At 47.1% G+C, this 24311-nt stretch carries 21 protein-coding genes; 6 read left to right on the forward strand and 15 right to left on the reverse strand.

Annotated features, from left to right (window positions below; genetic code table 11):
• From NG796_RS13075 to NG796_RS13105, 7 genes are all read right to left on the reverse strand, one after another.
• The coding region (locus NG796_RS13075; RefSeq protein WP_261207265.1) for a putative Ig domain-containing protein at positions 1–1622 on the reverse strand (1622 nt) is incomplete at its 3' end.
• A 296-nt stretch (positions 1623–1918) separates the two neighbouring features.
• Positions 1919–2311, reverse strand: a complete 393-nt coding sequence (locus tag NG796_RS13080; protein WP_261207266.1) for a hypothetical protein — start codon at positions 2309–2311, stop codon at positions 1919–1921.
• Entirely contained in the window at positions 2290–2685 is a 396-nt protein-coding gene (locus NG796_RS13085) for a HEPN domain-containing protein (protein WP_261207267.1), read from the reverse strand. The genes NG796_RS13080 and NG796_RS13085 overlap by 22 nt, the downstream gene beginning before the upstream one ends.
• A 206-nt stretch (positions 2686–2891) precedes the next feature.
• On the reverse strand, positions 2892–3587 hold the full coding sequence (locus NG796_RS13090; protein ID WP_261207268.1) for a dual OB domain-containing protein: 696 nt from the start codon (positions 3585–3587) through the stop codon (positions 2892–2894).
• Complete coding sequence (locus tag NG796_RS13095; RefSeq protein ID WP_261207358.1) at positions 3575–4021, reverse strand: DUF488 domain-containing protein; 447 nt, start codon at positions 4019–4021, stop codon at positions 3575–3577. Before NG796_RS13095 ends, NG796_RS13090 begins: the two co-directional genes overlap by 13 nt.
• Complete coding sequence (locus tag NG796_RS13100) at positions 4011–4661, reverse strand: DUF488 family protein (RefSeq protein ID WP_261207269.1); 651 nt, start codon at positions 4659–4661, stop codon at positions 4011–4013. The genes NG796_RS13095 and NG796_RS13100 overlap by 11 nt, the downstream gene beginning before the upstream one ends.
• Before the next feature lie 260 nt (positions 4662–4921).
• The gene (locus NG796_RS13105) at positions 4922–9496 is read right to left on the reverse strand and encodes a PAS domain S-box protein (RefSeq protein WP_261207270.1); all 4575 of its coding nucleotides are present in this window, start codon (positions 9494–9496) and stop codon (positions 4922–4924) included.
• A 234-nt stretch (positions 9497–9730) separates the two neighbouring features.
• Between NG796_RS13105 and NG796_RS13110 the strand changes: the two genes are divergently transcribed.
• The gene (locus tag NG796_RS13110; RefSeq protein WP_261207271.1) at positions 9731–10381 is read left to right on the forward strand and encodes an HAD-IB family phosphatase; all 651 of its coding nucleotides are present in this window, start codon (positions 9731–9733) and stop codon (positions 10379–10381) included.
• An 87-nt stretch (positions 10382–10468) separates the two neighbouring features.
• Here the strand turns inward: NG796_RS13110 and NG796_RS13115 are convergent, their stop codons facing one another.
• Positions 10469–10837, reverse strand: coding sequence for a DUF4258 domain-containing protein (locus tag NG796_RS13115; protein ID WP_261207272.1), 369 nt, complete (start codon positions 10835–10837; stop codon positions 10469–10471).
• Between the two features lie 581 nt (positions 10838–11418).
• Here NG796_RS13115 and NG796_RS13120 point away from each other — a divergent pair.
• A complete protein-coding gene (locus NG796_RS13120; RefSeq protein WP_261207273.1) occupies positions 11419–11595 on the forward strand; it encodes a hypothetical protein in 177 nt (58 codons plus the stop codon).
• Between the two features lie 88 nt (positions 11596–11683).
• Here NG796_RS13120 and NG796_RS13125 read toward each other — a convergent pair whose 3' ends face one another.
• On the reverse strand, positions 11684–13789 hold the full coding sequence (locus NG796_RS13125) for a TIGR00300 family protein (RefSeq protein ID WP_261207274.1): 2106 nt from the start codon (positions 13787–13789) through the stop codon (positions 11684–11686).
• 450 nt (positions 13790–14239) lie between these two features.
• Entirely contained in the window at positions 14240–14407 is a 168-nt protein-coding gene (locus tag NG796_RS13130; RefSeq protein WP_261207275.1) for a hypothetical protein, read from the reverse strand.
• Between the two features lie 845 nt (positions 14408–15252).
• On the opposite strand from NG796_RS13130, the gene NG796_RS13135 reads away from it, so the two are divergent.
• The 3 genes from NG796_RS13135 (at position 15253) to NG796_RS13145 (ending at position 17187) form a co-directional block, all read left to right on the forward strand.
• Positions 15253–15393 carry a hypothetical protein gene (locus tag NG796_RS13135; RefSeq protein ID WP_261207276.1) on the forward strand — a complete coding sequence of 47 codons (141 nt, stop codon included), beginning with the start codon at positions 15253–15255 and terminating at the stop codon, positions 15391–15393.
• A gap of 715 nt (positions 15394–16108) precedes the next feature.
• Complete coding sequence (locus tag NG796_RS13140) at positions 16109–16915, forward strand: pentapeptide repeat-containing protein (RefSeq protein WP_261207277.1); 807 nt, start codon at positions 16109–16111, stop codon at positions 16913–16915.
• Positions 16915–17187, forward strand: a complete 273-nt coding sequence (locus NG796_RS13145; protein ID WP_261207278.1) for a hypothetical protein — start codon at positions 16915–16917, stop codon at positions 17185–17187. The genes NG796_RS13140 and NG796_RS13145 overlap by 1 nt, the downstream gene beginning before the upstream one ends.
• Here the strand turns inward: NG796_RS13145 and patX are convergent.
• From patX to NG796_RS13165, 5 genes are all read right to left on the reverse strand, one after another.
• Positions 17140–17319, reverse strand: coding sequence for a heterocyst-inhibiting protein PatX (patX, locus tag NG796_RS26575; RefSeq protein ID WP_411268809.1), 180 nt, complete (start codon positions 17317–17319; stop codon positions 17140–17142). The two genes, NG796_RS13145 and patX, sit on opposite strands and share 48 nt — an antisense overlap.
• A 378-nt stretch (positions 17320–17697) precedes the next feature.
• Positions 17698–18003, reverse strand: a complete 306-nt coding sequence (locus NG796_RS13150; RefSeq protein ID WP_261207280.1) for a DUF4090 family protein — start codon at positions 18001–18003, stop codon at positions 17698–17700.
• A 71-nt stretch (positions 18004–18074) separates the two neighbouring features.
• Entirely contained in the window at positions 18075–19349 is a 1275-nt protein-coding gene (coaBC, locus tag NG796_RS13155; RefSeq protein WP_261207281.1) for a bifunctional phosphopantothenoylcysteine decarboxylase/phosphopantothenate--cysteine ligase CoaBC, read from the reverse strand.
• Between the two features lie 21 nt (positions 19350–19370).
• The gene (locus NG796_RS13160; RefSeq protein ID WP_261207282.1) at positions 19371–19583 is read right to left on the reverse strand and encodes a DUF2555 domain-containing protein; all 213 of its coding nucleotides are present in this window, start codon (positions 19581–19583) and stop codon (positions 19371–19373) included.
• Between the two features lie 98 nt (positions 19584–19681).
• Positions 19682–20350, reverse strand: coding sequence for an alpha/beta hydrolase (locus NG796_RS13165; protein ID WP_261207359.1), 669 nt, complete (start codon positions 20348–20350; stop codon positions 19682–19684).
• 250 nt (positions 20351–20600) lie between these two features.
• On the opposite strand from NG796_RS13165, the gene NG796_RS13170 reads away from it, so the two are divergent.
• Positions 20601–24305, forward strand: a complete 3705-nt coding sequence (locus tag NG796_RS13170; protein ID WP_261207283.1) for a filamentous hemagglutinin N-terminal domain-containing protein — start codon at positions 20601–20603, stop codon at positions 24303–24305.
• The last annotated feature ends 6 nt before the right edge of the window (positions 24306–24311 follow it).

Raw genomic sequence — 24311 nt, forward strand, 5'->3', positions numbered from 1 at the left:
ACAGGAGGATTAGCTTCCACTTGGGGAATATCTTCGTTCAATACAGGAGGATTAGCTTCCACTTGGGGAATATCTTCGTTTAATACAGGAGAATTAGCTTCTACTTGGGGATTGTTAGCTTCCACTTCTGGAGTATTCCCGTTCACTTCTGGATTGTCAGCTTCCGATTCTGGATTATTAGCTTCCAATTCGGGATTATTAGCTTCCAATTCGGGAGTATTCCCGTTTACTTCTGAATTGTCAGCTTCCAATGCTGGATTATTAGCTTCCAATTCGGGATTATTAACTTCCAATTCTGTGGAGTCTTCTCCTTCCACTTCTGGAGTGGGTATTCCTATACTGACTGCTAGATTAAAAATATCACTAAGGGCGAAATTACCATCAGATGCGGTGACTTTAATATTCACACTGCCGACATGATTTTCGATGGGGGTTCCGCTAAAGGTGCGAGTTGTGGTATCAAAGATTAACCAAGAGGGTAAATCGCTGCCATCTTCTAAGGTAGCGGAATAACTGAGGGGATTACCATCGGGGTCGTTGAAGGTATCTGCCGGAATAGTAAAGTTAAATAGAGTGGATACGGTTGCGGTTAAATCGGCGATCGCATTCACAAGTACGGGAGGATTATTGGGGCGATCGTTATCGGTGATATTTACCGTGATTGGATTAATGCTAATTCCATTATAATTCGGGTCGGTAGATGTTGCGGCATGAGTAATCGTTGCCACATGGTTTCCTTCTACAAGATTATCATCAATAGCAACAATTTCCACGGTTTGAGGTGCATTCCAATTCTCTGGAGTGAATATCACAGAATTAACCCCGGTTGTCGTTTGAATATCGGGATTAATCGTAATTGTTACATCTGCCGTGGGTGGGTTTGTTAAAACTACCGTACAAGTATCCGTTGCACCCCCTTCTGTCACCGTCGTAATGCCATCAGACTCGGTGATAATGGCACTATACCAAGCTAAACTAAAATTATCGATCGCCAATCCGTGGTCATTTCCCACATCATTAAGGGTTACCCACCGAATCCACAGCGTTTGATTATTATCCCACGTTAAATCATGGATTGTCCCCCCCAGATTGGGAAGCAAACCCTCTGTGTTTCCATTGACTTCACCCGCCGTTTCCGTCGCGATTGGGGAAGTAAAATCAAAATTTCCCCCGAGGTTAGTCCAAGTAGTAACCGTCTCAAATGTTGCTCCCAATCCATACTCTAATCTCCTCGTTTGCGGCGTTGAATTTGCCCCACTTCGCCATTGTTCCCCATCAAAATCCAAGGTGATACTATTGATGGGTAAACCTGTGGTATTCGTTGCAGCAAAAGCAATCCATCCGGCAACTTGTTCGGGGTCCGGATTGTCAAAATAAGGACCACCTGAACCCAGTCCTCCCAAAGCGCGATCAAGCTCATTGGGTAATCCATAACTATAAAAACTCCCTTTATTACTTGAGCCATGATTCGCATCATAAAGGGAAATTGCGGTTCCCGGTTGCGGTTGACGAAATAGAGACCATCCTGGCAAGGTAGAATGATTACTCCAGGCATTATTTGTCCCATTTGTTGCTAGAGAATCAAAATTTTGAAAGTAAGCACCCTGAAACGTGATCGCCATGACAATTCCTCCGAGTTACTCCTGAGATTAATAAGTATTTACGGGTTACCGAACTCAAGTAAAAATCAGCCCATAGAGGCCGATTAAGTTTGACGGTGTTTTTCACCGCTATTTCCCGCTCAACCGGATCCAGTTGGGTAAACGATTCCCGAGAAAATCCGCACTCTGCCTATTTTAATCGCCCCGGGGAAATAGCACAAACCTGTCGCGTGATATTGCAGATAGAAAACTCGGCTTTGTCTTGCCCGGACTTTCCGAACGCCCTAGCAGATTTTCCAGGAAATCTTCCCGATTGCTCAAGCAATTTGATAAATATAAGCATCATCAACCCACATCCGATTAGACAACAAATTGTTAGTCATTCTTCTCCCAGATAATTTGAAATTACCCTCTTGTTGCAACTGACGTAAGGCTTTAATTAATTCATCGTTAGGGCTGACTGCTACAAGCCCAGTCCAATCCATTTTTAATTCGGGTTCCACCTGTCTAAATACTACCATTATTTCCTTATAGGTGTGTAGCGTTCCTTTTTGATCACATAGAGGAGAAGTCAGCATGAGCCGCCAGGATTCTCTTTCTGAAGAATAGAGCCATAGCGCTGAATCGACCGATAGACCGGCTGCATTCAGTGCATCTATGAGTCTTTTTCCTTCTTCTATTTCTTGATTTACCAATGTTGCTGTAGCCATTGTAAAACTCCGTGAGTAGGGTCTTTAATTGACTGGTAAATATCGATGGTTTTTTGTTTACTATGTTTTTGGTAACGACTTTCTTCGTTCCACTGTATCACACTTAGCCATCGAGAATTAAAATCTGGATTTTTAAGGTGAAACTTGAGTTCATTCTCCAGTTGAGCAACTTTGACTAGCTTTTCCAAGTCGTGGGTGTAACTGTCAAGAACAGTTTTTTTGTCAGGAAAATCAAATTTTTGCGTTTTTCGGGCAATGCAAGCCTTTAACGCGCATTCAATAACATAACCACTCAGATAATACGCGCCAGAGTATTGACGATTGTTGATCAACACTTCTACTTCTTTCAGCCGCATGAGTGCGATGGTTTTCAAATCTTGCCTATTCAAAAAATTAGGAGACCTCCTAAAAAATCGTTTTATCTATTTTACTACAGATTTTGCCCAGGACTTACGCATATTGGGGAAATTCACCCTAAATGTAGGGGCGATTCGCGAATCGCCCCTACATTTAGAGGTAATGCGTAAGCCCTATTGCCGTTGAAGCAGGGGGAAGGAACTGCGTTTTTTCGGCAGTTCCTTTAGAGTTCAATAACACCGGCGATTAATTTCCAACAGGGTGGTTCTCCTTCCCAGTTTGGAGGTGCCCAAGGCATACCGAGACTGACGGTTACGAGGCAATTAGGGACGGTTATGAGGCAATTAGGGGAGGGTGGATACCTAGAATTTAATTTGTGGACGAATTCTGGATCGGTAATCGGGGCTTTTTCTAGTTTGCATCCATTGGCGGTTTCTATTGTTCCTTTCCATTTAGTTTGTCCTTTGTCATTAGGATCCCTATGGATGGAAAACTTGTTTGTTTTTACCAGTTGGAGGGTGCGACGTTGATCCAAGGGGAGCTTTTTTAAGTCGGAAGGATTAACGTATTTTCGGGAATTATGGAGGATATATTCAAAGTTCAAACACTCCCTGGGGATATCAGTGATGTTGGCTTTTCCTAAACAGTTCCATTGGCCGGGTAGAATAGATAGGTTTTCACATTCAAAGCCGAAATTCGGTCCGGTATCGTCTAGGCGGATTTCTAAAATATCGAGTAATTCCGGTTCTCTGCCTTGGACGAGTCGAACAAATCTAGGAACTCTTCCATCTTTGGGGTTTAGGCTATCATCGCAGACGGGACGAATCCATCGGCCAGTATCATAGTCAATTCCAGCGATACAGCGTTCCTGGTGTTTCCAGGAGTTCGCCAAACAGATAATTCTTCTCACAGATGACATATTTTCACGTCCCCCCATTTTCCGTTGAGGTATTCCGCGATGAGGCGGCGATGGCAGTGATGCGGTTTGGCTTCACTACAGAGTAAACAGGCTCCATCAAGCTGTTGTGGCGTCACTTTTTTCTCGATTTTCCGAGTCTCAATCAGGTGCAAGAATTTCTGCTCATAAATCGACCAATCCCCTTTATTTTTTTTATACTCATCCAAAATATCTTTGGTGGGGGCTAAGTCTAAAATATGAAGATAGTCGATGTCGGCGATGGTTTTCAAAAAGTATTGCAGGTCGTGTTTCTTGGCAAATCCCGCTAGTTGGGAGACATTATTTAATCGAGTATCGATAATGCGTCTGACTCCAGCTTGTTTGAGGGTGGTAAAAAAGGTTTCTGCACTCTTTTGGGTAAAACCAATGGTAAATAAATTTACGTTATCTGTCATCATCTTCGGTATTTTTATCGATGTAGGCAATTTGGTCTCCTTGCAATTGATAGGCTGTCTTTAAACAGTCTTCTCGGGTTGGCAAGTCGTTATTGGGTTCTGCAAACAAGGAAAGTTGAATGGGTTGATTCTTGGGATTATCTTGATATTCGCTTAATCCCTGTTTAACGAGCATTCTTTCTTCTAAATCCTGATGCGGTTCCAATTGGCCGGTTTTCAAGATGTGGTTAATCTCAAGATTGTGCTGTCGCAGATGTTGACAGACTAAGATGGCGCGATGGCAAGTAAGGGGGTCTTGTTCGGCACACATGAGGGAAATTTTATGGGTGTTTAACCCGGTGAGTATCCGGTTAAGTCCGGCTTGAAAATCTGGGGTGGCTGCAATTTTTTCATAAAGGGCTTTTCCCTCGATATAACAGTCAGGGTTGCTGGGTCTTGCACCTAATTCTTGGCCTAGAAAAACATATTTAATGCCTGCTCGTTCTAGGGATTCTTTGAGGAGGGTGCGGTTAAAGTGGGGTAAGTATCGACTGTAGGGATGAGAACGAACATCTGCTAACGCATCGATTTGATGCTGTTGCAGGAGATGGATAAATATGTCTATGTCGTGATTTGAATGGCCGATGGTGAATAAGTTCATCAAGATGACTCCTAGGATTAACGAGGGCAGAAATGGTTGATTCTTCTCATGTTTTATTTGGGGCTTTGAGTTGAGACTCAATGACGGGTTTTAATTAATTTTAGCCATATATTCTAGCGCATAACTATTCATTTTGTCAATCTCCTCTAACTTTTAAAAATTAAAGTGAGAGAAACAAGGGCTGCCGTAGGGTCAGGTTCAGAATGATTGAGACGGGCCGATCGCAATCAAAGGGGGGGATTTCAAGGGTTATGCTGGGGTTATTTTAAGGGTAACTCGATCGCAAATTCTGCCCCGACACCTTCAGTCGAAGAAAAGCGCAGGGTTCCTTGATGATTTTCGGTGACAATTTGATAGCTGGTTGATAATCCCATGCCGGTTCCTTTACCGATCGCCTTGGTTGTAAAGAAGGGATTAAATACCTTTTCTTGAACCAATCGTTTCATACCAATGCCATTATCTTGAATGGCAATCAAAACCCGATTTGGAAGTAAAAGTCCCGTTCTCACCGTAATACAGCCTACATAATCAGATAGAGATTCAGGAGTTAAGCGATTTCGCCGTTCTTCAATGGCCTCTATCGCATTCATTAATAGATTCATAAATACCTGATTCAGCAGACTGCTATAACATTCAACGAGGGGTAAGTTGCCATAATGTTTAATAACCTGAATCTCTGGAACTCTTCCATGTCCTTTTAAGCGATTGTGTAAAATCATTAAGGTACTGTCCAGATTTTCATGGAGGTCTACCGCTTTTAAATCGGCTTCATCTAACCGGGAAAAGGTCCGCAGAGACTTGACAATATCGCGAATCCGCGAGGCTCCATTTTTCATGGAGTTAATAATTTTAGGGAAATCACTGATGAGAAAATCTAATTCCATCTCTTCAATGAATTCCGTAATCTCATTGAGGGGACGGGGATAAGACTGTTGGTAAAGCTGAATCAGTTCTAACAACTTATCGGTGTAGTCCGAGGCATAAGTTAAATTGCCATAAATGAAACTCACGGGGTTATTAATTTCATGGGCAACCCCAGCGACTAACTGACCGAGGCTGGACATTTTTTCGGCTTGAATTAACTGGACTTGAGTATCTTGCAGTTCGCGATAGGCTTGTTGTAGTTCTTGGCTTTTGGCTTGAGAATCTTGGTAGAGTTGGGCTTGATAAATGGCGATCGCCACCTGAGTTCCAATGCTGTGCAACAATTCCAGTTCATCATCTCGCCAGGGGCGATCGCTGGCGATTCTGCCCATTTCTAAGCCCCCCATTTGCACCCCTGCGGTATGAATGGGTAAAATTAAATAGGTTCCTAATCCTGCTTGTTGACACCAGGTTTTTAAGGGTTGATCGCTAGAATCAGCTACCGGATCTAAGCGATATATTTTTCCTTCTAAAATCTGTTCTATGAGTTGAGGATAATTATCCATCGAATAGGAACCCAGCCAACTTTCTAACTGGGGATTTTTTTGTTCTTTAACCACTTCTAAAGTGTGAGGGTCAGTGTCTGGGTGATACCAAACAAAGGTACAAATATCTACTTCTAGTTCGGCAAAAATTGCATTGACAGCGTTCTGCAAAATGGTATCCAGATCAAGAGTATTGCGAATTTCCGTACTGATATGATTCAATAATTGAGTGCGCTTGAGCAACGCTTGAAGTCGCACTTCGGCTTGTTTGCGATCGGTTATATCCCGAATTATGGATAACACATCCTCCCCACACAATGAAAAACGCGCTTCGTAGTTTCGCACTCCCTCCGGCATCACAAGCTCGTATTCAAATAACTGCATCTGTTGAGTCTTTAACGTGGTTTCAATGAGCTGTGCGGTCGGTTGTGCAAGAAACTCGGGCAAAATTTCATATATAGTTTTGCTGAGAAATTGCTCCGGGGGTACTAAGGGGGTCATTTGTGGTGAGCATTTATAATCGAGGAAGACTTTATCCCGGCTGTAGCGCAACATCATATCAGGTATGGCTTCTAGCAGGGCGCGAGTCTGTACTTCACTGTCTTGCAAAGCTTTTTCTGCGGCTTTTCGGGCAGTAATGTCAGCTAGAATTGACCAAATATATTGTCTCCCATCCGACCCCTCAATCTTTAACCCAATCAGTTCTACCGGAACCCGATGCCCTTGTTTATGGATATATTCTTTTTGATAAGGACCATATCTTTTGGTCGTTTGGAGCAAGTCTAATTGAAACTCCTCAGCTTCGTTATACTCTTCCGGGGTTAAGTCCCAGTAACTTAGCTGATTTAATTCTGCCAGTGTATAGCCGGTGATAGTAGAAGCAGCGGCATTCGCTTCGAGAAATTGACCCTGGATATCATTGAGGATAATCCCCAAGGGACAAAGTTCAAAGAGCGATCGCAGCTTTTCCTCACTGGTTCGCAAGGCGGCTTCAGCTTGGATGCGATCGGTGATATCCTCAAAGATAGCTACAATCCCCATGACCTGACCCGTGCGATCGTGCAGGGGAATTTTTGTGGTTTCCACCCAAATTTTACTCCCATCCGGGTTCTGCACGGTTTCGATTAACTTGAGTAGCGGGCGATCGCTCATCATCACATCGCGATCGCAGTTTTTGTAATGGGTTGCTTCTTCTGGACTCAGACAAAAATCATCATCGGTTTTACCGACAAACTCCTCGGGATTGCTTCCGTTAAACGCATTGACAAAGGCTTGATTACAGCCTAACACCACACTATGACGATCTTTCCAAACGACCGACTGTGGCAAGGCATCCAGAATCGTTCTTAACAATTCTCGGGACTGATCTAGTTCATTTTCCGTCCTGGCACGTTCGGTAATATCCATTGTCGTCCCAAACATTCGCACCACTTGATTCTCCTGAAACTCCAGTTCAGCGCGAACATTAATATATCGCACTTCCCCATCAGGACGGAGGATGCGAATATCAAAGTTTTGAGGAATCCCTGCCTGGGCTTCCCTAACCCGGGCTTGTAGGAAGGCGCGATCATCGGGATAAATTTGTTCCAAATGTTCAGTCCAGCTAGGTTCTGGCTGGTCTGGATTCATGCCAAAAGTGCGAAAAACCTCATCAGACCAAGTGAGTTTCTGAGTGGAAACATCAATCGACCAGTTGCCCAGATGGGCGACTTTTTGGGCTTTTTGCAGTTGTTCGGTGAGTTCAAATAGCGCTAGTTCATTAGCTTTGCGATCGCTCACATCACTATGAAGCCCAATAAACCGCACTGGGTTATTTTTATCATCCCACTCTACGATTTTACCAATTACTAAATTCCATTTATACGAACCATCTTTACAGCGAATCCGATGTTCATTTTCATAAATTTCTGTTTCCCTTTGGATATGTTTTTCTAACTCATGATACATCTGAGTTTGATCCTCTGAGTGGACCCGATTTCCCCAGGTTAGCTCGTCCGGATCGAGAATTTCCTCGGCATCATAGCCCAAAAATTTCTTCCACTGATTGTTAGAAAAGACCATCTCATTGGTCTGCATATTCCAGTCCCATGTCCCTGTTCCGGTCGTATCCAGAGCCAATTGTAACCGAATATGACTTTCCCTCACGGCAATGTCGGCTTGTTTCTGATCGTGAATATAGCGGGCAATTCCTAAAGCAGCAATCACTTGTCCCTGATCATCAAGCAACGCCGATACATTTGTGGAATGCCAGTAATAGTGACCATTTTTATGTAATACGCGATATTCAAGTCCCCTGATTTTTTCCTTTTGTAGCGATCGCTCAAAGGCATTTATACAAATTCCCAGATCTTCAGGATGAACAAATTCGGCAAAAGAACGATGTAATAGATCGGGAGATAGATATCCTATTATAGATTCAAACGTCGGACTGACATAACTAAAAGTTCCATCCGGATCAATGATAAATACCATATCATTGAGATTGTCAATCAGGTTGCGAAACTTACTTTCGCTGATTTGTAATGCTTTTTCCCGTGCTTTAATCTCTGTAACATCCCGAACATATCCATACCAACTGATGCTACCATCGGGTTCTGGCTGGGGGGTGGAGTGGCCTAGAACCCATATAACCCGGCCATTGGGATGACAAATTCGATACTCACAATGCCACGGGGTAAGCTGCTTACCAGACTCCAGAATCGTCTGGGTCACTCGCGGCAGGTCCTCGGGATGGACGGATTCAAACACTGCGGCAGAATCCTCGCGCACAGCGTCCGGCGCAACGCCATAAATGTCTCTTAACCCATCACTGGCGTAAGGAAAATAAGACTGACCATTGGGAAGGAGACGAAACTGATAAATCACCCCAGGCAAATGGCGGGTCAGTTGTTGAAAGCGACCTTCTGCTTCACTGGGTTGAGTTGGTGTGAAGTGAGATTGAAAGGGAGAAAGGGAGATATCTTGATTGGAAATGTGGTGTTGAACTGCCTCCGGTGTAACCTTGCGTTCCGTAACATCTCGGAAAATCAACAGGTGATAATACGCCCAAAAATTGGCCTGGGCAACATATTCCAGGTCTCGCACTTCGTGATCGGGGCGGATGAGGCGAACTTGATCACTAATTTGACCTTGTGCTAACCAGCTATGCCAAGATAGGTCGAAGTCAAACCCCGATGGAGTAAAATCTCTCAGGGTACATCCGCTCAGGTCTTGTGGCAATAGCCCGAATAAGGCACAAGCGGCTGGGTTGACATGGAGATAGTAGCCTTGGTCATCCATGATGATCATGGCATCTAACGCGGCAGCAAAGAGCGCTTGGAAGGGTTGATTGTCTTGAAGGAAAAAGGGTTGAACAGAATCCGAATCTACGGTCTGGCGATCGCACGGCGGGGGCTGGTGAAACTCAATTTGACGGGGTAAGATCATGGCATTAAACAAAATTGTAAACGATGATCAAGGCCAACCGTTGACAATCTCACGACTCAAAGCGGATGGCTGTTCAAATTATACCCACAAGCCGAAGACTCAGAACTCAGAAGGGACAGATCCTCTTGACAAGGGGTTCCCCTGTTGAATATTCTTAGCCCTAAACTTCTCACGGCTTGGCCTGTGAACTCTGTTGTTTTCGATAGCCTCTACTCAACCCTGAGCAAAAAAATTGTGAAACCCGATTCCTTTGAACGGATTGTTTTGTGTGATTTTGATGGGACCATTACTACGGAAGATACGTTCGTGAAGATGATGCAGGAGTTCACGCCGAAACTGGCGCGAGAACTCCTGCCGGAAATCTATGCTTTACGCTTAACCCTGCGCGATGGCGTGCGACAGACCCTAGAATCGATTCCTACGGCGCAATACCCAGATATTTTGGCGTTTATGGAGGGGGAACCAATTCGACCTGGATTTGTGGAGTTTCTGGATTTTTTGGAACAACAGGAAGTACCGATCGCCATTGTTTCAGGGGGGTTGCGGGGAATGGTGGAGACGGTGTTAGGGCCGTTGAAACACCGGGTTTTAGCCATTCATGCAATTGAGTTAGATCTCGGTGCAGAATATCTCCGGGTGCATTCCGAGTTTGAAGGGGGGACGGAATTGGTGAATAAGGTTGAGGTAATGAAGCGGTATTCCGCAGGGGAAACCGTAGCGATCGGGGATTCAATAACGGATTTGAATTTGGGGATGCAAGCGGAGGTGGTGTTTGCACGCGATCGCCTTGCTACTTATCTCGCCGATCGCCAAAAACCTTATGTGGAGTGGCATGATTTTTTTGACCTGCGAGACTCTCTCGATCGCCGTTGGAATTCGGTCTAAGTGGCATCTGAAGGGCTTATCAATCATAAAGCGTGACTCATGTGAGGAATTAGCACAAAAGTCACGCTTTATTTTTACCAGTATTGTTCAATTGTAACAACGAGATTTACTTGCTCTACGTTTGGTTTCTTCGTGCCAGTAGGCGGTGAGAATTTTAGGATCGGGAGGGCCGATCAGACAGACAACTCGCAGACCCCGGAGAACATCAATGAACTTCGCATAAGGGGTTCTTTCCAAGCTGCGATCGTTCAGGGTATAAACCAACGCGCCTCGGCTGAATGTCTTTTTGCCGTAGGTTAACGCCACGGTTATCATGGCATTACTGATCGCACGTTGCTGCTGTCTGCGTTCTAAATGATTGAGGTCTTTGCGGCGATGAACCGCACCCAATAAACCGATCGCTTCGATATTGGAATCGCCTTCAATCATAGCGGTGAGCTTTCTGTTCGCATCCATTGGTACCACTCCTGGGAATAATTTACTTGAGACCTATCGAACAATAAATTCAGTTTCATGCACATAAAAAAATGAGTGTAACGAGGATTGAACGGGAGTTCCCCGGTTCAATCAGAACAATTGAGGGAAAACTGGATTTGGATTCGGGTCATTTTTAACCCGTGATCAGGTCAAGGAGACCTTAACCCGTTCCCAAAATTCTGGTGAAACAAGCGGCGATCGCTAGGGGGTAGATGCCCATTTTTGGATTTAGGAAAGGTTCACCAGCAACTTTTTCCTAGAATCATCCGTATCTCAAGAATGCCCTTGAGTTCTAACCCAATCGTAATTGAGTCAGAATTCGTTGCAATTCTTAAAAAACCTGACCTTTATTTACGATCAAACCGGAGAGGGTAACTGTCTTTAAATTAACAAAGTGCTCTCAAGAGCAACCAGACCCTGAGCGATTTCCCTTGTCGGTTATGCTTTTGATCATAAGCAACCCTGCCGTGACTCCCTCTGTTGCTAGGGACGGTTTATTAATCGTCATAGACGAAAGGGGATATTAAGAGGTTGCAACCCGGGGATTCAAACCCCCAGTTGTGACAACAAAGCCTTGTGGGGTCAAGGAAAAGAAGGCGATCGCCTCAGATTATGCCGTTTCCCGAACTGGGCGATCGCCCTCTTGCGGGGGCATCCCATTCGCCCCAAACCTGGGACAAGGAACGGAGGAGAGTCCGGAAAGTTCTGGGACCTCAGAATGTTCCCGCCAAAAATGAACCTCCCCCTAAACTAAGGGGAGGCTGGGGAAATCAAAAATTAGAAACTGGAACGTTTAACCGCCTTTTTACTCCCGGGTTTCAGCAGTTAGGCGACATGATAAGGAGAGGTCAACAAGTCTAAATGCTTGGTTAACAAGCTCAAGAATAGCCCCACGTCGGTGACCACTCCTGTGGATTCAACGGAACCGCGATCGCTGAGTTTAGTGACGACTGCCGGATTAATATCGACACAGACCATCTTCACCCCAGAAGGCGTCATGTTACCGACCCCAATCGAGTGCAACATGGTTGATAACATCAAAATCATCTCTGCCCCTTCCAGTAACTTTGCATACTCTTCCTGGGCCTTAATTAAATCCATTTGAGTATCAGGCAACGGTCCATCATCTCGGATGGAACCCGCCAGAGCAAAGGGTACATTGTGCTTCACACATTCGTAAAATATACCGCTCTGGAGCGCACCTTGTTCCACCGCTTTCGCAATACTGCCATAACGGCGAATAGTGTTAATCGTTTTCAGATGGTGCCGATGTCCACCCCGGACGGCGACACCCCGCTTCATGTCCACCCCGAGGGAGGTTCCCATAAACGCTTGTTCCATATCGTGAACGGCGATCGCATTACCACCGAGCAACCCCTGGATATACCCTTCGCGAATTAACCGGGTCAGATGTTCGCCGCCGCCGGTATGAATTACCACAGGTCCAGCCGTCACCACCACCTTACCGCCGCGATCGCGAATTTGCCGCAATTCCCAGGCGACTTGTTCCACCACCAATTCCACCCGGCGCTCACTAGAGACCCCGGAAGACATAAAGCTGAATTCCTGGTTGTTACGTTGTTCCCGCGCTCCCGTCTTCCGAACCGTGCGGATTCCAGCCACATCCACCACCACCGACTCACCCAGTGCCAAATCGCGCAGGAGCTTGCATCGAGCTACCGGCCCTTGGGGGGTTTGCACCACGGCGATCGCGCCATCCATACGATGATTCTGCACCCGGACCCACTCGCCCTTAATCCGCACTTCCGTGGGATAAATCGTGGTAACATAGAAATCATCCGGAGCTACCCCATTTTGTTGAACGGGTTCGAGTTTGGCATCCCGCTCATCTTGAGGTAAATCTACCGCACCCAAGTCAATCAACTGGGCTAAAATCTCTTCCATCACCGTATGGGAAGGCGCTGATACTTTCACCTCTGCGGTGGAGGTACTCTGCCGTTGCTCTCCCAAGTTGAAATTCAGCACTTGGAAACTGCCGCCCCCCTCCACGATCGTATCTAGCGCCCGGTTGATTAATCCCGTATCTAGGAGATGTCCTTCTAAGCGAATGGTCCGACTTTCGACGGGTTCATTGGCATGGATATTTTCCATGACAGGTTCGGTGGTTCGCAGGGTCAGACACTTCGCTGCACCGCCTGCTTTCAGGAATTCGCTGAGGGTAGTTTCAAATACTTCAAACCCGACATTTTTGAGGCGTTGTTTCAGGTCATCGCTGACCTTGTTCATGATTACTTTGTCCTCAACATTGACCGCATTGCAGGCAAAGTTTACGGCGTCTGCTTCTCCAATGGCAATCCGTTTTTCTGGGGGAACGCGCATTTCAATGATGCGGTTAGAGTAGAAGTCAAAAGCTGGAGGATAATACAGTAAATAGCCGCGATTGAGGGGACAGAAGCAGGTATCTAGGTGATAGAACCGTTCATCAGCTAATTGAAGGGAGATGACTTGGATATCTAACCATTTGGCAATATAGGAGTGCGAATCCAGTTCAGAACGGAACCCATATCCTGCCCACAGCCACCGTCCTTCGCGATCGAGCAGTGCATCTCCCGCCCCTTCAAAGGGTAAATCTTTCGGAAGTTCGTAGACGGTGTACCCTTGGGCTTCAAACCACTCTTTGAAATAGGGTTCTTCCCCTTGGCGTTCTTTGTGGAAAAAGCGACTGAGGACGACTTTTTTCCCCAGAACTAATCCGGCGTTGGCGGTAAACACCATATCAGGCCAACCGGGTTGGGGATCGACGAGTTCAACGAGGGCGTGTTCTTTGATGATGTGGAAGAGTTTATGCCACTGCTCCGTGGCGCGATCGCGAGAAGATTTGTGGATGTTGCCCTCCATCCAGGGATTAATCACATAATCCACGTCATAGTGGTTGGGGGGACACATCAGGATACGAGTCTCAGAATTCATAATTTGCGCTATATTCGGTAAGTAATGTTACAGATTTGGGATTCAGTGATTTTTGTAGCAGCAAGACAAAACTCCTCCTTTTTTACCTAAAAAAGAGGTTTTTTCAGAACGAATTCGTCTGAGCTATGTCATAACAGCCAATTCTTTATCTTATCACAAGATAGTAATAAGTTTTTGAGGTAAAAAAAATAGTCCCTTTTAACTCGAAGAGAGATTTTCTGCTGGCAATAGAGAAGCCGGTTGGGTCGAGTCTTTTAGGAAAGGGTTGTTCTTGGAAGGAAGAAAGGCTTAACCCGGGGGCAATTGAGGGCGATCGCATCATTGGTCTTGGCCCGGAAAGCCGCCGGAGTGAGCGCCTCTGAATGGCGGATTGAGGAGAGAAAAAAAAATCCCTCTAGCCGAAGCTAGAGGGCTCGTCAATCAGGGTGCATCTATATTATTAAATTCTAGTTATGGGGGGTTTATCCGGAAAATACTGCAAGTTTTTTTTAAGGGAGGTAAGTAGTCCGATGAAGCAATGGCGATCGCCTGTAAACTGGATTTACGAGTCTCCCCAAAAACCAGCGATCGGCCTTGATAACTCCTTTTTTCTAAGACTTTTACAGCGAAAAATTTCACCGAGGATTTCCCGACTGCGAGAAAAAAAAATCCCCTAGCTTCTCGCCAGGGGGACTCTCAATCAGGGTGCATCCAATTCGTTATTTCCCCCCTGGACTGTAGGCATCCGGGAAAGACTTGAAAATAAAAATACCCTATCCCACCCTTCGTCCAGAATCCCCCCTTCCCAGGATGTTTCTGAGGCGGGTTTTTCCGAGACGCGATCGCACTCAGGCTAGAGAGTTCCCAAATATACCCCCCTTGACAGCACCTCGTGATTGGGGTATCTTGTATCTCTAGCGTGCATTCTCATCAGTAAAATTATCAAACTGTCGCGATGAGTGCCTACATCTACACCCGCAGGTTACGGATTGGGTAACTGTCCTGCGCGGATGGCACAGGGAAGTCATTAACGCATCTACAAACCACCGAGGAGATTTAGCTCACGTCAGAGGGCAACAATTTCTTGGTTTTGATCTTCTTCTTCTCTGGAGAGAGAAATTTTTGAAGAATCATTGTAAGCTCTCGCCGATTTAAATTGGAAAGTAGAAAATTACGAAACCCTTGGAGTGCGAGCATCGAGCTTTCCTCAGAGGAGACAATTTAAATAGCGAATAGCTTAAGCACCATGAAAAGTCTTGAGTTTGATTACCTAAGACTGAGATAGAAAAATATTAAGGCGAGTTCCCGAACACATCAATTCAGATGTGGGCGCGATTGCCTCGGGGTTGCATTTGCACAAATAGGTTGAGAGTTGGGGCAGAAATTATCAAGCCAATGCTGATGATTCCGTTTATTGTGCAAAATCTGAATGCGATCGGCCAGACCGATGAGGGAGGGATTGCTCCCTCAGTGATCTCGATGCGGTGGGCATTGTTACGGGCGATCGCCGATCGCCCGTTCAAAACCCCATACCCTACCCAGTGGGGCGATCGGGTCCAAGCCAGGGGGCACAGGCTCAAGGGAAACGGGCTGTTAGAAGTCAGCCTGGGGATACCTTCTATTGAGCTAGGGGATGGGGAGAGACCCGATCTCAGTTGTATCGGGACCGTTCCCGGCCTCAATCTAGCTGTGGATCTCGGAAACCTCAGAGGTTCTAACGTCTCTCCATTCCGGATCCAGGTGCAATTGTACCGAATAGATCTATTAGTTGCACCCTGGTTTCCTCCTAGTCTTTGGGCTAGGGGGTTTTTTCTGCGTTTCTCCCCCCTTCAACCCAAACAATTGGGGTCCACCCCCTCTTTTTCCATTAGTCTTTATTTACCAAAAAATATCCCAATGAAATCTCGACCCTTTGGCAGCGGCCGCAGTGAGTGGAGGTTTCTTGGGTCTATTTTTGCCCATTTCCCTTGCATAAAATTACCGACGGCTTTACCTGAGTCCAATCAAAAGACAACACTGAATCCGATACTTTTTTCCTTTAAAAAGGAAAAATTAATGAGAATTACACAAAAATTGTTGCCCCAAAAAATTGGCGGTTTCTCCAGAGAGGCTCCCAATTTTTTGCGGCGAAAAATTGCCTGAAATCAATGATTTTAGGTCCTAAGTTAGTCTGAAGTTCATCAACTCGATTTTCCTGAAACCTAGGAAATTTTGGTGTAAGTAACAGTGGTTTTTGGGGTCTTAGCCTCGGGATTTATTCCCTTTTCATTCTAACGAAACATTATAGGCCCTAACGTCAGTATTCAAGAGTTTTAGGGATTACCATCAACAGGAAGAAATATGTCTGCAAATAACGCCCACATCAAACGCTTGTTGGCAACGAAACAATGTCAAGGTGGGGACCTCCGAGATGCCCACTTAACTCGGCTCAATCTTAGTGGCGCTGACTTGAGCGGTGCTAAGTTGATGTTTGCCAACCTCAACGGCACTAATCTGAGTAATGCCAACTTAAGCGGAGCCGAGCTCAGTTTTGCAAATTTTGTGGCCGCTGACCTCATGAGTAGCGACCTAAGCGGGGTTGACGCTAAAGGCGTCAACTTCCTTGATGCCAAGCTGAATCACGCCCAACTCGGCGGTGCTGATTTGGTCTTTGCCAATTTAGTCAATACGAACCTAGAAGAAGCTAACCTCAGTGGGGCTTCTCTCGAAGGGGCGAATTTAATTGGGGCCAATCTCAATAACACTCAGATGAATGGGATTAACCTCTCGGGTGCCAATCTCGGCCATGCTCAAATTCGGAACGCCAATTTATCCAATGCGGACTTGAGTAATGCCCGGTTAGTGGAAGCGGACTTGAGTGATGCCAATCTCTCCGGGGTGAATTTGAGAAACGCTAATTTATTAAATGCCAACCTCAATGGTGCTAATCTCACAGGTGCTGATTTGACCGGCGCAAATCTAGCTCAGGCGAAGCTCGATGGTGCGATCGGTCTGTACCAGGACAATTTGGTAGGAATGCGCCCGCCCGATCGCCCTCCTGCATCCCACAATCATCCCAATATGTCTTACGTCAGCGTTCTCCAAACCAATTCCCTGCACTCGTCATCCAATCATCTCGGCCTCCCTCGTCCGGGGTTGCCGTCTTAATGAAGTTAGGCAGCAGTCTAGCCCAGTATGGCTACTGGGCTAGACTGTTATCACAGGGCTGGTTCTGGGAAGAGGTGGCTGGAGATTTCCCTCTTCTTGAGCGATCGCCTGCCCTCATGTTCGCAATGGATTTCCTTCGTCATCTGAATGACTATCGGTCCGTTCAATTCCGACAGCTACAGTTTTTCATCAGGTCATCTACTCCGTGCGATCGCCGCTTCACCTTACCGTCCACTCCCACGATGGGGGGCTATTTCTTCCCCCGATTCTAGTCTTGCTGATAATACCTGTGTGTTGAACTCGGAACGCGACAGCTCTAAACTGTGAGATTCACGCCCAGAGAAGTTTGCCGCTAAACCCAGTAAGAACAGGCTACAGAAAATAATCGAAAAGTAGCTACGCATATCCAAGATCCGTTTCAGAGCTTCTCTTACTCCTTACGAAATCTCGAATTTTTATCAGTTTAAATAGTCAATAAAAATAATTAAATTACCTACATTTATAGATTCTTTTTTATATTTTTAGAAAAAATCCGGTAATTTTTTTTTCATACGGAATCCGGTTTTGAAAGGTCTATAAAACCCACACCTATCCATAGTGGGGCTATACGGACTTAGCCCCCCTGCGCGGCGTCAGAGAGAAAATCGACTTTTAGCCACCGGATTTGGTATGATTGCAAAAATGCTAAATTGGAAATAAACTTAAAAAAAAATTAAGGAGCGCTAACTGCGCCCCCTAAAAAACATCCCGATCGCCCGGATTCTCAATCCTAAATTTTCGGTTTATTTGCCACCGTAGTAGAAGGCGATTTCTTTCTCTTTTAAAGGAGCAAAGTCAGCCTTGATCAGCATCTGGTCGAGTTCATCTTGAGCGATATGTTTCGCCCCAATCCGCACAATGCGCGATCGCATGGTATTGGAAACACCACTGCGCTGCCGTCCCGCCTCTAGTCCCATTACCTGATTGTACAGATCCAGTTTGGCCTCGGGAATGGGAGAACCATCAAAATCAATTCCTTTGGCGATCGCCACATCGATCGCATCTGCGCCGGTGGTACTCTCCGCAACTGGCTTGTTTTCGCTCGTCATAAACACTCTTGAGGTGAAAGATTACCCCAGCATTCTACCAAGTTGCGTCCCCTCGCCATCTACCCAAAGACTTACCGGGAAAGAGACTGGATAAAATCAAAGACGTGATGGGCCAATTTCAACTTACTACAGGGGGCGATCGCCTGTTGTCGTCCCCTGGCATCAATCATCACCGCCTGATTACTATCACTCCCAAACCCCGCATTTGGACGATCAATCGGATTAGCAACGATCGCATCTAATTTCTTGCGGCGCAACTTCTCAAGGGCGGGGGTGACAATATCCCCCGTTTGCGCTGCAAACCCAATTAACCACTGATGGGATTGCTTACATTCCCCCAATTGTGCGATAATATCAGGCACTGATTCTAAGGGTAAACTCTCCGGCAGCGCCTGTTTCGGTAACTTGTGCGAATGAAACTGTACCGGCCTAACATCCGCCACAGCTGCCGCCATCACTGTAATATCTGACTCTGGAAAAAATTCTAACATCGCCTGCTGCATCTCTTCAGCGCGAGTCACCGCCACGATCCGAGCACCCGGTATCAACTCTTGAAACCCTGGGGACATCGCCCCTCCTACAAACGTCACATCAGCCCCACGATGGAGCGCACAGCGTGCTAAAGCAATACCCATTTTGCCCGTAGCGGGATTGCCGATAAACCGGACTGGATCAAAATGCTCCCGGGTACTTCCGGCACCGATTAACACCCGTTGACCGACTAAATCCTGCTTTCCCTGGGTATGCAAGACCGATTCCAAATGGGCTAAAATTCGCTCCGGTTCCGCCATACGCCCTGTTCCGACGCGATCGCAAGCCAGCAGTCCTGAACCGGGTGCAATGCCGTGAAATCGCAACTCCTGGATCACCTGTTCCCAATTGCGTTGAGTCACCGACTGATTCCACATTTCCGTATTCATCGCCGGGGCCAGTAAAATCGGACAAGTGGAAGCCAGAACCGTATTGGTGAGCAGATTATCCGCCATTCCCGTTGCCAACTTCGCCAAGGTATTCGCCGTCAGAGGCGCAATCACCAAAACCTCCGCCCATTCCCCCAATTCAATATGTAAGGGTCTGGAATGGACGGGTTGCCAGAAGTTGGCATCGGTATAGGCGGGATGACGACAAAGGGTAGTCACCGTCAAAGGGGTAATAAATTCCTGTGCACCGCCGGTTAGAATCGCCCGAACCTGCGCCCCCGCTTTCGCCAGGGTTGAGATGGCATCACAAACTTTATAGGCGGCAATTCCGCCGGTGATGCCTAGCAGAATCCGTCTATTCTCAAATGAAGAAGGCACGAGGAGGTTTCCCCCCTGAATGCCTGTCCGGTTAACGTCCTCACTCATAGTTGAGGCTAACTCCAGAGGTTACCCTTCATCGTAAGGTTGCAAGTCCAACAAATAGATGTAAGGTTCAACGAGTTCTGGACGACGAAAGGCGATCGCGCGTAGCAGATGCCAATCATTCAAGCCCTCAAACGGATCGGCATAATCATCTAGTTCAAGACGGATAGCGAGTTTCTCGATATCAGCCTCCGTCATCGAAGTAATATCCTGAGTGAAAATGGTCGTCGCTCCCATCGTTCGCCCCTCCATTATGTATGAGCACTTGGATCTAGCAAAGCAAGTCCGCTACAAGAGTAGATTGTACTCTAATTGACCGAGTTGCAACCTAAATCTTAAGGCTTATTAATATTCGTCGGTTCTGATGCCGGAAAAATTTCCTCAATAAAGCCTTGCATCACCTCCATTTGTTCCGGCAAAATAGAATGACCCATTCTCCATTCTCGATATTGCACCGCTACCCCCAGAGCTTGGAACACTTCCCACGCCTGATGAGCCGCGCTTAGGGGAACTACGGGGTCCTCGGTGCCATGCATGATTAAGGTGGGGGGGAGGCGATCGCCCATTGGTTGGGGTTCACAATGTAAGTACCCACTCATGGACACTAAACCGGCTAAGGGTAACCGCAGTCCCACATCTAAAGTCATCGCCCCGCCTTGGGAAAACCCGCTTAATAGGGTTTGTTCCAGGGGCACGCCGGTACTCCCTTCGAGCGATCGCAGCCACATCGTCAATATTTCCTGACTTTCGGGTAACTTCTGATAATTGGGGCTGTTCAGGTCATACCACATTCTGCCTTCGAGAACCTGGGGATGGGGGAAAGGCGCATTGGGAAACAGAAACAGAAAGTCGGGGAAATGGAGCAGAGAGGCTAAGGAGGCTAAATCCTGGCTATTAGCACCCCATCCGTGAAGCATGACAATAATACCTGTCGGAGGTTTGCCGCTAGTCGGTGGAATGGCGATCGCTTCTAAAGACAAGGGGAGAGTTCCTTTAATTTGAATATTTTGCACCCTCTATCTTAATATTCCCGAGGCTGTGGATAGAGTGAACAGACTACAACAACCGCAGAAGAAACCGGGTTTCTGACTCAGGTGGGTTAGTCATTCCTCCCAATGGGATGAAGAAACCGGGTTTCTGAGCTTTACTCTAGTGGGAGAGAAAGGCGAATCCCCGGAATTGCAGAATTAACGATTCTAAGGAATAATCAATTAAACAAGGCTCGGTTTTCCTAAAATCATTTGACGCGGGTTTATGCCAACATTTAACTCCAGCTCCTGTACTCCGGGAATCCGCCGATTCACTGTCGCCCTGTGTTGTCTCACTGGGATTGTTACCATTGGCCCTAGTTACGCCCAAATCATTCCTGATACGACCCTGCCCCTCAATTCGATCGTTACCCCCAGTGGAACAATCTTGACTATTGATGGAGGTACCGCATCTGGAGCTAATTTATTTCATAGTTTTGAGCAGTTTAATCTCCTCACGGGTGAGACTGCTTTATTTAATAATTCCCTAGAAATTCAAAATATCTTCACCCGAATTACTGGGGGTGGCAGTTCAACGATTGATGGATTAATTCAAGCCAATGGCATTGCCAATCTGTTTTTACTTAATCCTAATGGTATCATTTTTGGACCCAATGCCGCCTTAAATCTCGCCGGTTCCTTTGTGGCGAGTACGGCAAACGGGTTTACGTTTGCGGATGGGAGTGAGTTTGCCGCTGTCGGTGGGAAAGTTCAGACCCCCCTATTGTCAGTGACAGTGCCGGTAGGTTTGCAATATGGGAGCAACTCCCAGGGAATAGAGGTGCAGGGGGCAAACTTGATCCTGCAATCGGGTCAAACTTTGGCATTGGCAGGGTCAGAGGTGACGATCGCCTCGGGACAATTGCGAGTACCTGGGGGTCGCGTGGCATTAAATGCGGTGGGGTCAGAAGGGGCGATCGCCTTGAATTGGGAGAATGCCGCTGTGACGTTGAACCAAAGTGCCATCGGGGAAACCCCGAATCCAAGGGGTGATATTTCTTTAACCGATAACACGGTGCTCTCGGTGATTAGCAGTAATGGGGGCGATATTTCCCTCCAGGGACGCAACATCCAGCTATCTGGGGGAAGTCGAATCATCGCCGGGATTCAGACTCAGGAAGGGGGACCTAATGCCCAAGGGGGAGAGATTACCCTAGATGCTACCGGCGCGATCACCCTGACTCAACAAAGTGCGATCGGCAACCAAGTCGGGTTTAATGCCACCGGGAATGGCGGAAATGTCAACGTGAGAGGGCAATCTCTCTCCCTGAGTGAACGATCGCAACTGAGTGCGATTGTCAAAAATGGGGGAGGAAATGCGGGTCAGGTGTTGATTCAGGTGGCGGAGGGATTAACCCTGACAGGGACAGAAACGGGCATTTTTAGTCTAGTAGAATTCGGGAAAGGCGGCGCGGAACGCAGAGGATTGGGGAATAGTGGAGGAATCGAGATCCAAGCGGGAACGGTGGCTTTAACCAATGGCGCACAACTCCAGTCGATCACCCAAAATCAGGGAAATGCAGGCCCAGTGGTGATTCGCACAACCGAGGGAGTGAGTCTGTCCGGTACCGGGACAGCGATTTTTAATGCGGTGGATCAGATGGGAATTGGCAATAGTGAGGGGATTGAGATTGAAGGGCGATCGCTCGTTCTGAGTGAGGGTGCTCAAGTGATTTCCCAAACCCAAGGGATTGGCAATGCCGGTAAAATTGTCCTGCAAGTGAGAGAGGGAGTTTCCCTGATGGGACAAAGGAGCAGTATTTTTAATAATAGTGCAGGGAACGGGAACACCGATGGGATTGAGATGACTACCGGAACTCTGTCTATGAGCGGGGGTGCACAAATTCAAGCTGTTGCCTTGGGTTTGGGGAATGCTGGTCCGGTCAAGATTAACGCCAATGATGCCGTAACTCTGGATGGGGTGAGAACGGGGATTTTGAGTACGGTTGCCTCTGGAGTGAGAGAGGGAAATAGTGGGGGAATTGACCTTCAGGCGCGATCGCTCTCCCTGAGTGAGGGGGCGCAATTGGTGGCGGCTACCTTGGGACTGGGAAATGCTGGTCCCGTTGCGATCCAAGTGCGAGAAGATATTACCCTAACCGGCGCAAATACCGTCATTTTTAGCAGCGTTGGACCAATACCAAGTAATCCCTTTTCCCTTAATAGCTTCATTCCTACGATTGCCCGAGGAAATAGCGGGGGAATTCAGATGACTGGGCGATCGCTGTTGATGAGTGACGGCGCACAAATTATCGGTAGTACCTTTGATGCTCAACAGGGCAATGCAGGCAATATTCAAATTGAAATGGCAGACAGAATTTCCATTCAAGGAAATAACACCCAGCGCAATCCCACCGCTTCGGAACTCATTGTCTCCGTTACCCCGGCAATGCCACTGAGTCTGGTTGAAGATCTGGCAATCGAAGTCATTGATCCAGGGGTACCCACGATACCCCCAACCTCAACCCCCCCGACTCCTCCGCCAATCTCGCCCCCAACCCCTCCGCCCCCCTCGGTTATAGGTGAGGCGGGAAAAGGTGCGACGACGGGAATTTTTACCACGGTAGAAACCAATGCTCAGGGAAATGCAGGAAGTATTACTCTCCAATCCCAGACCCTAGAAGTGAGCCAAGGTGCTCAAATCCAAACTCTAACGAGAGGGGGAGGGAATTCGGGGGACATCCAAATTCAAGTCTCCAATGCGGTTTTCACCGGGGTGAATACTTTGGGAGATTTTAGTGGATTGGCAAGTACGGTGGAGAAGGATGGAGTCGGCAATGCCGGAGATATTCAAATTAATGCGGATAACCTCGCCGTGACAGGGGGTGCGGGGATTCAAGCCCTCACCCGAGGAACGGGAAACTCCGGTGAGATTCGCCTGAATATCACCCAGGGAATGACGGTAAGTGGGAGAAGTCCTAATGGGAGTTTTACCTCTGGGGTGTTTAGTAGTACAGAGGAAACGGCGCAGGGTTCTGGGGGTGGGTTAACGATCGCGACGGACCGATTACAGGTATCCGATGGCGCTGTTCTGAGTGCCCGTTCAACCACGGCGTTTCCCAGTGGTGAGATTGCGGTGAGGGCGAATCAAATTGACCTCAGCAACGATAGTCAAATTCTCACCAGTGCGACGGGAGCGGGTGCAGCAGGGAGTATCACCTTAGAAGCAGGGGAACGGGTGACGTTGAGCGATCGCGCGGTGTTATCCTCGGAAACTTCCAGTGGCGATCGCGGCAATATTATCTTGCGATCGCCAGACTTGATTTTACGCAATAATAGTCAAATTACTACCAATGCCACGGGTACAGGAACTGGCGGAAATATTATCCTCACCACCGATAATATTGTGGCGATTAATAATAGTAACATCACCGCCAATTCTGAACAAGCAGCCGGGGGTGAAGTTATTATTAATACCCAAGGAATTTTTGGTGCACAGGCGCGCCGAATAGGCAGTCCTAACACCAGTGATATTACTGCAACTTCTGCTCAGGGTCCGCAATTTGATGGAATTGTCGAAGTGAATACACCGGAAGTTGACCCGACATCAGGGTTAGTGGATTTACCCGTAAATTTGGGAGATTTGAGCAATGTTGTGGTACAGAATTGTTCGGCTGAGAATACCTCTCAAAGTAGCTTTGTGGTGACAGGTAGAGGGGGTTTACCACCGAGTCCCAATGATGCGATCGCCCCGGAGTCCACCTTAATTGATTTAGGTGACCCTTCCCCGGCAACTAGGTCAAACTCCAGGGAGGGATTTCCTCCCCGGATTAGCGCAATGGGAATCAATCCGGTGGAAATTTCCCGAGAATTGGTAGAAGCGCAGGGGTGGTCTCGGGATAATCAAGGTAAAATTAAGCTAGTGGCAGAAGTACCAATCCGAGAACTACGGCAACCCTTGGGGATTGTACCACCCCCGTGTAACCCATGAGCAAGA

The organism is Laspinema sp. D2d (genome assembly GCF_025370755.1).
Classification (GTDB): domain Bacteria; phylum Cyanobacteriota; class Cyanobacteriia; order Cyanobacteriales; family Laspinemataceae; genus Laspinema.

What these genes read in the sequence shown, in the direction of transcription:
- NG796_RS13080 (WP_261207266.1), bottom strand. Translation starts at nt 2,311, where the DNA reads ATGGCTACAGCAACATTGGTAAATCAAGAAATAGAAGAAGGAAAAAGA.
- NG796_RS13090 (WP_261207268.1), bottom strand. Translation starts at nt 3,587, where the DNA reads ATGTCATCTGTGAGAAGAATTATCTGTTTGGCGAACTCCTGGAAACAC.
- NG796_RS13095 (WP_261207358.1), bottom strand. Translation starts at nt 4,021, where the DNA reads ATGACAGATAACGTAAATTTATTTACCATTGGTTTTACCCAAAAGAGT.
- NG796_RS13100 (WP_261207269.1), bottom strand. Translation starts at nt 4,661, where the DNA reads ATGAACTTATTCACCATCGGCCATTCAAATCACGACATAGACATATTT.
- NG796_RS13105 (WP_261207270.1), bottom strand. Translation starts at nt 9,496, where the DNA reads ATGATCTTACCCCGTCAAATTGAGTTTCACCAGCCCCCGCCGTGCGAT.
- NG796_RS13115 (WP_261207272.1), bottom strand. Translation starts at nt 10,837, where the DNA reads ATGGATGCGAACAGAAAGCTCACCGCTATGATTGAAGGCGATTCCAAT.
- NG796_RS13125 (WP_261207274.1), bottom strand. Translation starts at nt 13,789, where the DNA reads ATGAATTCTGAGACTCGTATCCTGATGTGTCCCCCCAACCACTATGAC.
- NG796_RS13140 (WP_261207277.1), top strand. Translation starts at nt 16,109, where the DNA reads ATGTCTGCAAATAACGCCCACATCAAACGCTTGTTGGCAACGAAACAA.
- NG796_RS13145 (WP_261207278.1), top strand. Translation starts at nt 16,915, where the DNA reads ATGAAGTTAGGCAGCAGTCTAGCCCAGTATGGCTACTGGGCTAGACTG.
- patX (WP_411268809.1), bottom strand. Translation starts at nt 17,319, where the DNA reads ATGCGTAGCTACTTTTCGATTATTTTCTGTAGCCTGTTCTTACTGGGT.
- NG796_RS13150 (WP_261207280.1), bottom strand. Translation starts at nt 18,003, where the DNA reads ATGACGAGCGAAAACAAGCCAGTTGCGGAGAGTACCACCGGCGCAGAT.
- coaBC (WP_261207281.1), bottom strand. Translation starts at nt 19,349, where the DNA reads ATGAGTGAGGACGTTAACCGGACAGGCATTCAGGGGGGAAACCTCCTC.
- NG796_RS13160 (WP_261207282.1), bottom strand. Translation starts at nt 19,583, where the DNA reads ATGGGAGCGACGACCATTTTCACTCAGGATATTACTTCGATGACGGAG.
- NG796_RS13170 (WP_261207283.1), top strand. Translation starts at nt 20,601, where the DNA reads ATGCCAACATTTAACTCCAGCTCCTGTACTCCGGGAATCCGCCGATTC.